Here is a 13,816-nt window from a genome sequence, read left to right on the forward strand (position 1 = left end):
GCCGCCGCCGTCCTGGTAGTCGGCGGGACGAACGCGGATCATTTCGCGAAGTCCAGAACGTGCTTTCCGGACTATTAACGTGGTGCGAACGCAGCATTAATCATGCATTCGTGCCGGACCTGCTGTGCCTTTACCGGACGTCAGAAGGAATCGGATCGTGGGCATTTCCCTGCCAGGACGAGGCGATGCGGCCGACCCAGTGCGACAGTCGGCCGGGTCCGCCGGTCGCGCTGGTCAACCGCCGAAACCCGGCACCCTGGTCGACCGGTTCCGTGCGGTCCTTCTCGACCGTCCGGACGGCGTGACCTATCGGTTCCTGGCCGACGGCGAGAACGACGAGGTCGCCATTTCCAACGCCGACATGGATCGGCGGGCCCGGGCCATCGCCGCCACGTTGCGAGAGCGCGTGAACGAGGGCGAGCGGGCGCTCATCGTCTGCCCGCCGGGCCTGGACTACCTCGCCGCGTTCCTGGGCTGCCTCTACGCCCGGGTGATCGCCGTACCGGTGTATCCGCCGAACCCGGTGCTGCTCAAGCGGACCCTGCCCCGGCTGATCGGCGTGATCCAGGACGCCCGTCCCGCTGTCGTGCTCGCGCCGGCGGAGATCACCGCGATGGCCGGCCAGATCACCGCGCTGGCGCCCGCGCTGGGCTCGCTCGTCTGGCAGGCCGTCGACCGGATCGACCCGGCCGTGGCCGACGGGTGGCGCGAGCCCGGCCTCGGCGGTGACGACGTGGCGTTCCTCCAGTACACGTCCGGCTCCACCGGGCGGCCGAAGGGCGTGGTGCTCAGCCACGCCAACCTGCTGGCCAACCTCGAGGTCACGAACCAGCGTTTCATCACCGACGTCGGGACCACCCGGCTGGTGAGCTGGCTGCCGCCGTACCACGACATGGGGCTGATCGGCGCCATGCTGCAGCCGCTCTACGCCGGGTTCCCGGCGACCTTCATGTCACCGACGTCGTTCCTCAAGCGCCCGCTCCGCTGGCTGCAGGCCATCTCCACCTACCGGGCCACGCTCAGCGGCAGCCCCAACTTCGGTTACGAGCTGTGCCTGGCGAAGACCACCGCGGACGAACGCGCGGCGCTGGACCTGAGCAGCTGGCGGCTGGCGTTCAGCGGGGCCGAGCCGGTCCGGGCCGAGACCATCGACCGGTTCGTGGCGGCCTTCGGGCCCAGCGGGTTCCGCCGCGAGGCCTTCTACCCCTGCTACGGCCTGGCCGAGGCGGCGCTGTTCGTCGCCGGCGGGCTGGCCGGCACCGAACCGGCAGTACGCCGGGTGCGTGCCGCCGACCTCGCCGACAACCGGGCGGTCGAGGCCGGCCCGGACGAGGAGAGCCGGACGCTCGTCAGCTGCGGAACGGCGGCCGCCGGGCACGAGCTGGTCATCGTCGACCCCGCTACCTGCGAGCGGCTCCCGGCCGGCCGGGTCGGCGAGATCTGGTTCGGCGGCGGCAGCGTCGCCCAGGGCTACTGGGGACGCCCGCAGGAGAGCGAGGAGACCTTCCGGGCCCGGCTCGCCGGCAGCGGCGACGGCCCGTTCCTGCGCACCGGCGACCTGGGCTTCCTGACCGACGACGGGGAGCTGTTCGTCACCGGCCGGCACAAGGACCTGATCATCATCGCCGGGCGGAACCACTACCCGAGCGACATCGAGGTGACGGTCGAGCAGAGCGATCCGACGCTGCGTCCGGGCTGCGGCGTGGCCTGTTCGGTGGAGGTCGACGGCGAGGAGCGGCTCGTCGTCATCCAGGAGGTCGGCGGCAGCCGCGCCCGGCTCGACGCCGAGCGCGTCGTCACGGCGATCCGCGGCGCGGTCGCCCAGGAGCACGGCCTCCAGGTGCACGACGTGGTCCTGATCAAGCAGGGCAGCATCCCGAAGACCTCCAGCGGAAAGCTGCAACGGCGGGCGGCCCGGCAGTCCTTCCTCACCGGCGACCTCACGGTGCTGGCGCGCTGGAGCGCGGCCGACCCGGAACACGTCACCGGCGGTGCGGGCAGCACGCCGGCACCGGCCGTGGCCGCGCCCGGTCGCGCCGAGGTCGAGCAGCGCCTCGTGGCGGAGCTGGCCGCCCGGCTGGGGATCAGCCCGCAGGCGGTGGACCCCACCCGGCCCGTCGCCACGTACGGGCTGCAGTCGGTGGAGATGGTCGGGCTCGTGGGCGAACTGGAGACGTGGCTGGGCCGTACCCTGTCCGCGACCCTGATCTGGGAGTACCCGACCATCGAGGCGCTGGCCGCCCACCTCGGCGACCCGGCCGCCGGCTCCGAACCCGCCGCGCCGGTCGAGCCCACGGCGCCGGCCGATCCGGCCGCGACCACGGCGACCGGCGCCGAGGCGACCGCGGGCCACGCGGACGCGACCGACGAGGCCGTCGCCGTCATCGGCATCGGCTGCCGCCTCCCCGGCGGCGTCGACGGACCGGAGAGCTTCTGGCGCCTGCTGACCGAAGGACGCGACGCGGTCCGCGAGGTGCCGGCCGACCGGTGGGACGCCGACGAGCTGCACACCGACGACGCGTCGACGCCTGGAAGGACGACCACCCGCTGGGGTGGCTTCCTGGACCGGATCGACCAGTTCGACCCGCACTTCTTCGGCATCGCCGCCCACGAGGCCGCCCGGATGGACCCGCAGCAGCGGCTTCTCGCCGAGGTGACCTGGGAGGCGCTGGAGGACGCCGGACTGGCCGCCGACGACCTGGCCGGCTCCCCGACCGGCGTCTTCATCGGTATCGCCACCAGCGACTACGCCCAGCTCACCCTCGCCGACCTCGACCGGGTCGACGCGTACACCGGCACCGGCAACGCGTTCAGCATCGCGGCGAACCGCCTGTCGTACCTGTTCGACCTGCGCGGCCCGAGCATCGCCGTCGACACCGCCTGCTCCTCCTCGCTGGTCGCGGTGCACCAGGCCGTCACCAGCCTGAGCCGGGGAGACTGCACGCTGGCCGTCGCCGGCGGGGTCAACGTGGTCCTGTCACCCGCGCTGGCGATCAACTTCAGCAAGGCCGGCGCGATGGCGGGCGACGGTCGCTGCAAGACCTTCGACGCCCGGGCCGACGGCTACGTCCGCGCCGAGGGCGCCGGCGTGGTGATCCTCAAGCCGCTGTCCCGGGCGCTCGCCGACCAGGACCCGATCTACGGGGTGATCCTCGGCGGGGCGGTCAACCAGGACGGCCGGACCAACGGGCTGATGGCGCCGAACCCGCACGCCCAGGAGGCGGTGCTGCGCAGCGCGTACGAGCGGGCCGGCGTGGCGCCGGAACAGGTCGGCTACGTCGAGGCGCACGGCACCGGCACGCTGCTCGGCGACCCGATCGAGGCCAAGGCGCTCGCCGCCGTGGTCTGCGCCGACCGCGATCCGGCGCGGCCCCTGCTCATCGGATCGGTCAAGTCCAACCTCGGCCACCTGGAGGCCGCCGCCGGGATCGCCGGCCTGATCAAGGCCGCGCTGGTCCTGCGGCACCGGCAGATCCCGCCGACCCTGCACTACCGGCAGCCCAACCCGCACATCCCGTTCGCGCAGCTCGCGCTCCAGGTGGCCGACACCGGCCAGCCGTGGCCGGACGGGTACGCGCGGGCCGTCGCCGGAGTCAGCTCGTTCGGCTTCGGCGGCACCAACGCGCACCTGGTCCTCGCCGAGGCGCCCCGGTCCGACCGGCACGCCTCCTCCGAAACGGCCGCCGCGCCCGGCGACCTCCGCCTCAACGGCAGCGCGCCCGCCGGAGGCGCCCCGGCGGACCCGGCCCGGCTGCTGACCATCTCGGCCCGTACCCCCGAGGCGCTCGGTGAACTCGCCCGGCGGTACGCGGCGAAGCTGGCCCCGCCCGGCGAAGGCGCGGACCTCGCCGCCGTCTGCGCCGCCGCCGCCGTGCGCCGCACCCACCACGAGCACCGGCTGGCCTGCGTCGGTGACTCGCCCGAGCAGGTACGGGACGCGCTCGTCGCGTACGCGGCCGGCACGGAACGGCCCGGGCTGTCGTGGGGCGCCCGGCGCGTCTCCCGGCGCCCGAAGCCCGTCTTCGTGTTCTCCGGCCAGGGGCCCCGGTGGTGGCCGATCACCGAGGACCTGCTCGCCGAGCCGGCGTTCCGCGACACGTTCGCGCAGTGCGACCGGGCGCTGCGGCAGTACGTCGACTTCTCCCTGCTCGACCTGGTCACCGGCCGGGACGACGCGAGTCTGCTGGACGACCCGGCGGTCGCCCAGCCCGCGCTGACCGCCGTGCAGATCGCCCTGGCCGCGCTCTGGTGCTCCTGGGGCGTCGAGCCGGCCGCCGTGGTCGGGCACAGCGTCGGCGAGGTGGCCGCCGCCCAGGTCGCGGGCGCGCTCGGCATCGCCGACGCGATGCGGGTCGCCCGCCAGCGGGGCCGGGTCATCCGCGCCGCCATCGGCAACGGCCGGATGGCGGTGCTCGGCCTCCCGCTCGACCGGACCGAGCAGTTGCTCGCCGAGCGGCGGCCGGGCGCCGTCTCGGTCGCCGCCACCAACGGACCGGAGTCCACTGTGCTCTCCGGCGACGGCGCGGCCCTGGCCGCCCTCGCCGAGACGCTGACGGCCGAGGGGACGTTCTGCCGGATGCTCGAATCGGTCGACTACGCCTCGCACAGCCCACAGATGGAACCGCTGCGCGCCGAGCTCGGCGCGCTGCTCGACGGGCTCACCCCGGGGCCCGCCGCCGTGCCGATGCTCTCCACGGTCACCGCCGGGCCGATCGACGGCGCCGCGCTCGACGCCGCGTACTGGGCCGACAACCTGCGCCGGCCGGTGCTGTTCGACACCGCCGTCACCCGGCTGGTCGACGCCGGGCACGACGTGTTCGTGGAGATCTCCCCGCATCCCATGCTCGGCGGCCCGGTCACCGAACGCATCGCCCGCCAGCAGCGTGACGGCGTCGTCGTCGCCTCGCTGCGGCGCGACGAGCCGAGCCGGGCCACGGTCCTCGGTGAGCTGGGCCGCCTCTGGACCGCCGGCTGCCCGGTCGACTGGCGCCGGATGTACGGGCCGGTCGTGCCGATGGCCGCGCTGCCGGCGTACCCGTGGCAGCGGGAACGGCACTGGCTCACCGACGAGTACCCCCGGACGCGGCGCACCGCCCACCGCGGGCACCCGGTGCTGGAGACGTACGTCCGGTCCGCCGCCGAACCGGGCGGACACCACTTCGGCGTCCGGCTCGACCTGGCCGGGTTCGGCTACCTGCGGGACCACGTCGTCGAGGACAGCCCGGTGCTGCCGGCCAGCCTGCTGCTCGACGCGGCGCTGGCGGCGACCCGGCGGCTCCTCGACGATCCGGCCGCGGTGGTCGAGCGGATCGAACTGACCCGGGTCACCCTCGTCGAGGAGCTGGCCGAGGCGGACACCGTCCAACTCGTCCTGCTCCCGGAGACCGCCACCGGCGGCACGCTGCGGATCTACAGCCGCGGACCGGACGACGCCTGGAACGAGGTGGCGCACGGCCGGTACGGCGCCGCGCAGCAGTTCCCGGCCGGCGCCGTCGAGCCGCTGACCACGGTCCGCTCGCGCTGCGGCGAGCAGCGGGACAGCGCCGAGCACTACGCCCGGCTGGCCCGGTCCGGCCTGCGCTACGGCCCCGCCTTCCAGGGCGTCGCCGCGCTCTGGCAGGGCGAGCGCGAGGCGGTCGCCGAACTGCGCGACCCGGCCGAGCTGACCGGCGACCGGGAGCCGTACCTGGTGCACCCCGCCCTGCTGGACAGCTGCCTGCAGGTGCTGGCGGCGGCCATGACCGGCGCCGACGACGGGACGTACCTGCCGGTGGGGGTGGAGCGTTTCGCCCTCGCCGCCGGCCCGGGCGTACCCCGATGGGCGCACGCCACCGTGGGCGGGGCCGCCACCGACGGCCCGGAGATCGACGGCGCCCGGGTGGTGCTCTACGACGCGGCCGGCGACCCGGTGGGCGAGATCGCCGGCGTGCGGCTGCGCCGGCTGGCCGGCTCCGGCCCGGCCGACCCGGTCGGCGAGGCGCTGCTCGACCTGGCCTGGCAGGAGGCCACCGACGGGGCACAGACGCCGGAGACCGGCGGCTGGTGGCTGCTGCTGGCCGGCGCCGACCCGGTCGGCGGCGACCTGCGGGCCGCGCTGTCCGGCCGGGGCGTGGACACGGTGACCGTCGCACCCGGTGACGCCTACCGGCAGGTTGCCCTGGACCGGTACGAGGTCGACCCGGCCCGGCCGGCGGACTTCGTGACGCTCCTGACCGACCTGCGTGCCGCCCGGCCGGAGCCGTGCGCCGGAGTGCTGCACGCGTGGAGCCTCGACGTGCGCCTCACCGAGCAGAGCCCGGCCGACCTGCCGGACACCCCACTGGACCGGCTCGAACTGCTCGGTCCGGTCGCCGTCACGCATCTGGTGCGGGCGCTCACCGAGGTCGGCGGCCGGTCACCCCGGCTGGTGCTGGCCACCCGGGGCGCGCAGGTGGTCGCCGCCGGCGCGGGCGCGCCGGACCCGGCCCAGGGCGGCCTCTGGGGACTGGCCCGGGTGGTCGCGCTGGAACACGCCGAGCTGCGCCCCACGATCGTCGACCTCGACCCGGCCGACGGGCGGCACGGCGTTCCCGGCCTGGTCGACGAACTGCTGCACCGGCCCGGTGGCGAGCAGGTCGCGCTGCGCGGCGGCCGGCGCTACGTGCCCCGGCTGGTCCCGTGGCGCGCGCCCACGGCCACGCCGGCGCGTCCGCACCCGTTCGACCGGTCCGCCGCCGACGGCAACTACCGGCTGCTGTCGGTGCAGGGACACCTGGGCAGCCTGACGCCGGTGCTCTCCGCACGCGTGCCGCCCGGCCCCGGCCAGGTGCAGATCGAGGTGGCCGCCGCCGGACTCAACTTCAACGACGTGCTCAAGGCGATGGAGATCTGCCCCGGCGTACCCCCGGGCATCGTGCCGCTGGGCGGCGAGTGCGCCGGCCGGGTCACCGCGCTCGGCGCCGGAGTCACCGGCCTGAGCGTCGGCGACGCGGTGATGGCGGTGGCCCCGTCCAGCATGGCCGCGTACACCACCACCCGGGCCGAGCTGGTCGCCCCCGTCCCCGGCGGGCTCACCGACGAGCAGGCCGCCGCGCTGCCGATCGCGTTCCTCACCGTGGTGTACGGCCTGGAGTACCTGGCCCACCTCGGCGAGGGCGACACCCTCCTGATCCACTCGGCCACCGGCGGCGTCGGCCTGGCCGCGCTGCAGGTGGCCCGCCGCAACGGCGCCGAGGTGCTGGCCACCGCCGGCAGTGAGGAAAAGCGGGAACTGCTGCGCCGCCTCGGCGTCAAGCACGTGATGGACTCCCGGTCGCTGCGTTTCGCCGACGAGGTGCTGGCCCTCACCGACGGCCGGGGCGTGGACGTCGTGCTCAACTCGCTCACCGGCGAGGCGCTCACCCGCAGCCTCGGCCTGCTCGCGCCGAACGGGCGGTTCGTCGAGATCGGCAAGCAGGACATCTACGCCAACAGCCACCTCGGCCTGCGGGCGCTGCGGCACAACCGCTCGTTCCTCGCCGTCGACCTGGAACGCGCCTTCGCCGAGCGGCCGAAGCTGATCGCCCGCCTCTTCGCCGAGGTGCTGCGCGGCTTCGACAGCGGCGAGTTCACCGCCCTCCCGGTGACCACCTACGACTACGCCGACGCGGCGGCGGCGTTCGGTCTCATGGCGCAGGCCCGGCACACCGGCAAGATCGTGCTCCGGCCCGGCGGGCACGAGGTGGCCGCCGTACCGCCGGGGGAGGTCCCGGTCCGGCCGGCCGCCACGTACCTGATCACCGGTGGTCTCGGCGCTCTCGGCCTGGAGACCGCCCGCTGGCTGGCCGGTCGCGGCGCGCGGCACCTGGCGCTGCTCGGCCGCAGCCGGCCCTCGGCGTACGCCGGGCAGGTCCTCGACGAGCTGCGCGGGCAGGGCGTCGACGTCCAGGTCCGGCAGGCCGACATCGCCCGCCACGAGGACGTCACGGCGGTGCTGGCGGACCTCGACCGGACGATGCCGCCGCTGGCCGGCGTCGTGCACGCCGCCGGCGTGCTGGACGACGGGCTGATGCTGCAGCTCGACCGGGCCCGGTTCCGGGCCGTGGCCGCGCCCAAGGTGGACGGCGCCTGGCATCTGCACCGGGCCACCCTGGACCGGGACCTCGACTTCTTCGTCCTCTACTCCTCGGCCGCCGCGCTGCTCGGCTCACCGGGCCAGGCCAACTACGCCGCCGCGAACGCGTTCCTGGACACGCTCGCGCAGCGGCGCCGGGCGCAGGGACGGGCCGCGCTGAGCGTCAACTGGGGTCCCTGGTCCGGGTCCGGCCTGGCGGCCCGCCCGGACCGTGGCGGCCAGCTCGCCGGTCAGGGCATCGTCGGCATCGACCCACGCGACGGCATCGAGGCGCTGGACCGGCTGGTGCGGACCCCGGCGGCGCAGGTGGCCGTCCTGCCGCTGGACCTCGACCGGCTCCGCGCGGCTGCGGCCGGCGGGCTCGTGCCCGCGCTGCTGGCCGACCTGGTCGCGGTGGACACCCCGCGCACGGCCGAGGGCCGGGCGCGCTCCGGCGAGGTACGCCGGCGGCTGCTCACCGTCGAGCCGGGCCGCCGCCGGCGCGCCCTGCTCACCGGGCACGTCGCCGGTGAGGTGGCCCGGGTGCTCAAGGTGGACGCCGACCGGGTCGACGTCACCTCGCCGCTGGCGAACATGGGCTTCGACTCGCTGATGTCGCTGGAGCTGCGCAAGCGGCTGGAGACGTCGCTCGACGTCGAACTGTCCGCCACGCTCGCGTGGCGCTTCCCGACCATCGACGCGCTCGTACCGCACCTCGCCGAGCGGATGGACGTGGCGCTGGAGGCCGGGCCGGACGCCGACGTCTCCCCGGCGGGGACGGGCCCGGCGACCGCGCCCGGCGCGACACCGGCCGCCGGGACCGACGACCCGGCCACCGACCTGGAGCAGCTCTCCGACGACGACGTCGAGGCGCTCCTGCTGGCCAAGCTCAACCAGATCGAGGAAGGGCGTCAGGGATGACCACGACCGGGCAGCAGGCGCAGGCGCCGAACTCCACGCTCAAGCGCGCCTACCTGCAGATGGAGCGGATGCAGCGGCAGCTCGCCGAGTACGAGCGCGGCCGGACCGAGCCCGTCGCGGTCGTCGGCATGGGGCTGCGCTTCCCCGGCGGCGCGGTCGACGCGGAGAGCTTCTGGCGGATCCTGCGCGACGGCGTCGACGCGGTCGCGGAGATCCCGGCCGACCGCTGGCCGGTCGACGAGTTCTACGACGAGCAACCGCAGCAGCCCGGCAAGATGCGGACCCGCTGGGGCGGCTTCCTGGACCGCGTCGACCACTTCGACTACGAGTTCTTCGGCATCTCCCGGCGCGAGGCGCTGGCCATGGACCCGCAGCAGCGGCTCGCCCTGGAGGTGTCCTGGGAGGCGCTGGAGAACGCCGGGAAGGCGCCGACCGCGCTGGCCGGCAGCCGTACCGGGGTGTTCCTCGGCGTGTGCAGCAACGACTTCGCCACCGAGAACTTCCCCGGGCTGGAGGACATCACCGCCTACGCCAGCACCGGCACCGCGCACAGCGTGGTGACCGGGCGGATCTCGTACGTCTTCGACTTGCGCGGCCCGAGCGTGGCGGTGGACACCGCCTGCTCCTCCTCGCTGGTGTCGGTGCACATGGCGGTGCAGAGCCTGCGGTCCGGCGAGTGCGACCTGGCCCTCGGCGGCGGGGTGAACGTCGTCCTGTCGCCGCTGCCCAGCGTGGCCTTCTCCCAGTTCCCCGGCATGGTCGCCCCGGACGGCCGGTGCAAGACCTTCGACGCCCGCGCCAACGGCTACGTCCGCAGCGAGGGCTGCGGCATCATCGTGCTCAAGCGTCTGACCGACGCGGTACGCGACGGCGACCAGGTGCTCGCGGTGATCCGCGGCGGCGCGGTCAACCAGGACGGTCGCAGCTCCGGGGTGACCGCCCCGAACGGGGTGGCGCAGCGCGACGTGCTGCGCCGGGCGCTCGCGGCGAGCGGCGTCGCCGCCGAGCAGGTCTCCTACATCGAGGCGCACGGCACCGGCACCACGCTCGGCGACCCGATCGAGGTCGAGGCGCTGGCCGAGGTGTACGGCCGGGAGGAGGGCGCACCGGTCTACCTGGGGTCGTCGAAGACGAACGTCGGCCATGCCGAGGCCGCCTCCGGCATCGTCGGGCTGATCAAGGTGGTGCTCGCCCTGCACAAGGGCGCGATCCCGCCGAACGTGCACTTCACCGAGCTGAATCCGCACATCTCCTTCGCCGGCACCACGTTCGCGGTGCCGACCGAGTTGAGCGAGTGGCCGGCGGTCGCCGAGCGGCCGGTGGCCGGGGTGAGCAGCTTCGGTTTCAGCGGCACCAACGCCCACCTGATCGTGCAGGCCGCGCCCGAGCCGCCGGCCGTACCGTCGGAACCGGCGGTGGAGCGGCCCCGTTCGGTGCTGCCGCTGTCGGCCCGGACGCCGGACGGGCTGCTGGAGCTGGCCCGGCGCTACCAGCAGCGACTGTCCGCCGACCCGGGCGCGGCGCTGGCCGACGTCTGCTTCTCGGCCGGCACCGGACGGGCCCACTTCCCGCACCGGCTGGCCGCCGTCGGCGCGTCCGTCCGGGAGGTCGCCGACCAGCTCGCCGACTTCGTCGACGGGCTGCCCGGCGACCTGCCGGTGGTGGGCGAGGCCGGCAGCGACGACGTGGTCTTCCTCTTCACCGGGCAGGGCCCGCAGCGCGTCGGCATGGCCCGCGCCCTCTATCAGACGCAGCCCACCTTCCGGCAGGCCGTCGACCGCTGCGACGAGATCCTGCGGCCGCTGCTGGACGTCCCGCTGCTGGACGTGATCTACCCGGCCGACCCGGACTCCGACCTGGTCTACCGCACGACCTACTCGCAGCCGGCGCTGTTCGCGGTGCAGTACGCCATGGCGCAGATGTGGCGCTCCTGGGGCGTCGAGCCGGTGGCGGTGCTCGGGCACAGCTTCGGCGAGTACGTGGCCGCCTGCGTGGCCGGCATGATGAGCCTGGAGGACGGGCTGCGGCTGGTCGTCGAACGCGGCCGGCTGATGTGGGAGCTGAACGGCAACGGCGCGATGGTGGCCGTCTTCGCCCCCGAGGCCGAGGTCACCGAGGTGCTCGCCGGGTACGCCGACCGGGTGTCCGTCGCCGCGGTCAACGGCCCCGGCACCACCTCCATCTCCGGTGAGCGGGAGGCGCTGGCGCGGATCTGCGCCGAGTTCGACAGGCGCGGGGTGAAGACCAAGCAGCTGCACATCACCACCTCGTCGCACTCGCCGCTGATCGAGCCGATCCTGCCGGGCCTGCGCGCGGCGGCCGACGCGGTGACGTTCACCCCGCCGCGCATCCCGCTCGTGGCGAACCTGACCGGTGAGCTGTGGCCGTGGGACACCGCCCCGGACGCCGACTACTGGTGCCGGCACGCCCGCCAGCCGGTGCGCTTCGCGGCCAGCATCGACACGCTGCGCGAGCTGGGCTACCGCACCTTCGTCGAGATGGGACCCGCGCCGACGCTGCTCGGCATGATCAGCGACAACCTGCCGGCGGGGGAGGCCCTGCTGGCGCCGAGCCTGCGGCCCAAGCACGACGACTGGGCGGTGCTGCTGCACACCGTCGCCCGGCTCTACACCGCCGGCGTGGACCTGGACTGGGCCGGTTTCGACCGGGACTACCGGCGGGCCCGGGTGCCGCTGCCCACCTACCCGTTCGAGAAGACGCACTGCCGGCAGGAGCCGCGCCGCACGCAGCGGCAGCAGCAGCGGCACACCAGATCATCCACCGTGGACGACACCGGCGAGGACGGCGCCGCCGCGTACGCCGACGACGACCTGCTCTACCGGCTCGACTGGCAACCTGTCGACGCGCCCGCGCCGGCTCCCGACCCGGAAGCAACCCCGGCCCGGACCTGGCTGGTGCTCACCGACTGGACCGGGGTCGGCGCCGGGTTCGCCGACGCCGTCGCCGCCCGGGGCGAGCGGGTGGTACGGGTGTCGCCGGGCCCGGCGTACCGCGTCGACGGCGCGCGGGCCGAGGTGCGCCTGGACGGCCCGGCGGACCTGAGCCGGCTGGTGGACGAGCTGGCGCTCGACGGCGGCGAGCTTCAGGTGCTGCACCTGTGGAGCCTCGACGACACCGACCCGGACGGCGCGGCGGACGCCGCCGCGCTGCTGCGGGCCACCGAGCGGGGCAGCCTCAGCGCGGTCCACACCGCGCAGGCCCTGGCCCGGGCGCGGGGCCCGGAGACGGTACGGCTCTGGCTGGTCACCCGCGGCGCGGTACGGCCGGCCGACGCCCCGGGCGGCCCGGTGTCGCTCGCGGTGGCCCAGTCGGCCCTGTGGGGCCTGGGCCGGTCGTTGCAGCAGGAGCACTCGGCGCTCTGGGGCGGCCTGATCGACCTCGACCCGGCCGCCGACCCGGCCACGCTGGCCACGCGTCTGGTGGGGGAGCTGACCGCCCGCGACGCCGAGGACCAGGTCGCGTTGCACGGCGACCGGCGGTACGTGGCCCGGCTCGTCCGCGAGGCGGTGCCCGAGGCCCACGCCACCGACGGGCCGTGGCGGCCCGACGCGAGCTACCTGATCACCGGCGGCCTCGGCGGCATCGGCCTGGAGGTGGCCCGGTCGATGGTGCGGGCCGGCGCGCGGCGGCTGGTGCTGCTCGGCCGCACCGTGCTGCCGCCCCGCGCCGAGTGGACCGCCCTGCCCGCCGACCATCCGGCGGCGGCACGTGTCGCCGGGGTGCGCGAGCTGGAGGCGCTCGGGGCCGCCGTGCACGTGGCCTCCGTCGACGTCGCCGACGAGGAGGCGGTACGGGCGTTCCTGACCGGCTACGACCGGGAGGGCCGGCCGCCGATCCGGGGCGTCGTGCACGCCGCCGGCACCGGTGAGGTGGCCCCGCTGATGGAGCTGACCCGGGCCGACCTGGAACGCCCGCTGCTGCCCAAGGCCGTCGGCGCCTGGGTGCTGCACCGCCTGTTCGCCGGCCGGGAGCTGGACTTCTTCATCCTGTTCTCCTCGACCAGCTCGCTGCTCAGCTCGCCGTTCGTGGCCGGGTACGCGGCGGCCAACGCCTTCCTCGACGCGCTGGCGGCGCAGCGCCGCGCCGCCGGACTGCCCGGTCTGAGCGTCAACTGGGGTATCTGGGAAGGGGTCGGCCTGGCCAACCGGGGCGCCGACGCCACCCCCGGGCTCAGCAAGGGCATGGGCACGCTGCGGCCCGGCCAGGCGCTGCGGGTCTTCCACCGGCTGCTGCGCCACGACGAGCCGCAGATCGCCGTGGTCCCGGTCGACTGGACCGAGTGGGGGCGCCGCTACCAGGAGGTCTCCGGCTCGGCCCTGCTCGCCCCGCTGCTGCGCGGCGACGGCCCCGCCCGGCCCGCCCGGCGTACGGCCCGGACCAGCCTGCTGCCCAGCCGCGCGCAACTGCTGGCCCTGCCGGCCGACCGGCGCGCCGAGACGCTCACCGGGCAACTGGTGCTCGCCGTCGCGGCCACCCTCGGCTCCGCGACGGCGTCGGTCGGGCTGGACCAGCCGCTGTTCGACCTGGGCCTGGACTCGCTCATGGCGGTGGAGCTGAAGAACGAGATCGAACGCCAGCTCGGCGTCTCGCTGTCCATCGCGGTGTTCCTGGAGGGCGCCACCCTGCGCACCCTCACCGAGCAGATCGTCAGCCGGCTGCCGGCCGGTGCGGACGACGGCGGCGCCGACACGGCGGCCATCGGGCGGGTCGAGCGGTTCGAGGACGTCGCCTCGGAGCTGCTCGCCGAGCTGGAGGGCCTCTCCGACGAGCAGGCGCGGGCCGTACTGGGCCAGGAGGCGTGAG

The 13,816-nt window shown here is 75.1% G+C and carries 2 protein-coding genes; both read left to right on the forward strand.

Features of this window, described 5'->3' with window-relative positions; genetic code table 11:
• Positions 1-301: 301 nt before the first annotated feature.
• On the forward strand, positions 302-8,992 hold the full coding sequence (locus A4R25_RS02960) for a type I polyketide synthase (protein ID WP_197494844.1): 8,691 nt from the start codon (positions 302-304) through the stop codon (positions 8,990-8,992).
• Positions 8,989-13,815 (forward strand): type I polyketide synthase, encoded by a 4,827-nt coding sequence (locus A4R25_RS32090; protein WP_064445509.1) that lies wholly within the window; start codon positions 8,989-8,991, stop codon positions 13,813-13,815. The genes A4R25_RS02960 and A4R25_RS32090 overlap by 4 nt, the downstream gene beginning before the upstream one ends.
• The last annotated feature ends 1 nt before the right edge of the window (position 13,816 follow it).

Origin of the sequence: Micromonospora sp. NBRC 110037, assembly GCF_001652995.1 — a bacterium.
GTDB lineage: Bacteria > Actinomycetota > Actinomycetes > Mycobacteriales > Micromonosporaceae > Micromonospora > Micromonospora chalcea.

Coding starts and splice junctions, on each gene's coding strand:
- A4R25_RS32090 (WP_064445509.1), top strand. CDS start 8,989: ATGACCACGACCGGGCAGCAGGCGCAGGCGCCGAACTCCACGCTCAAG.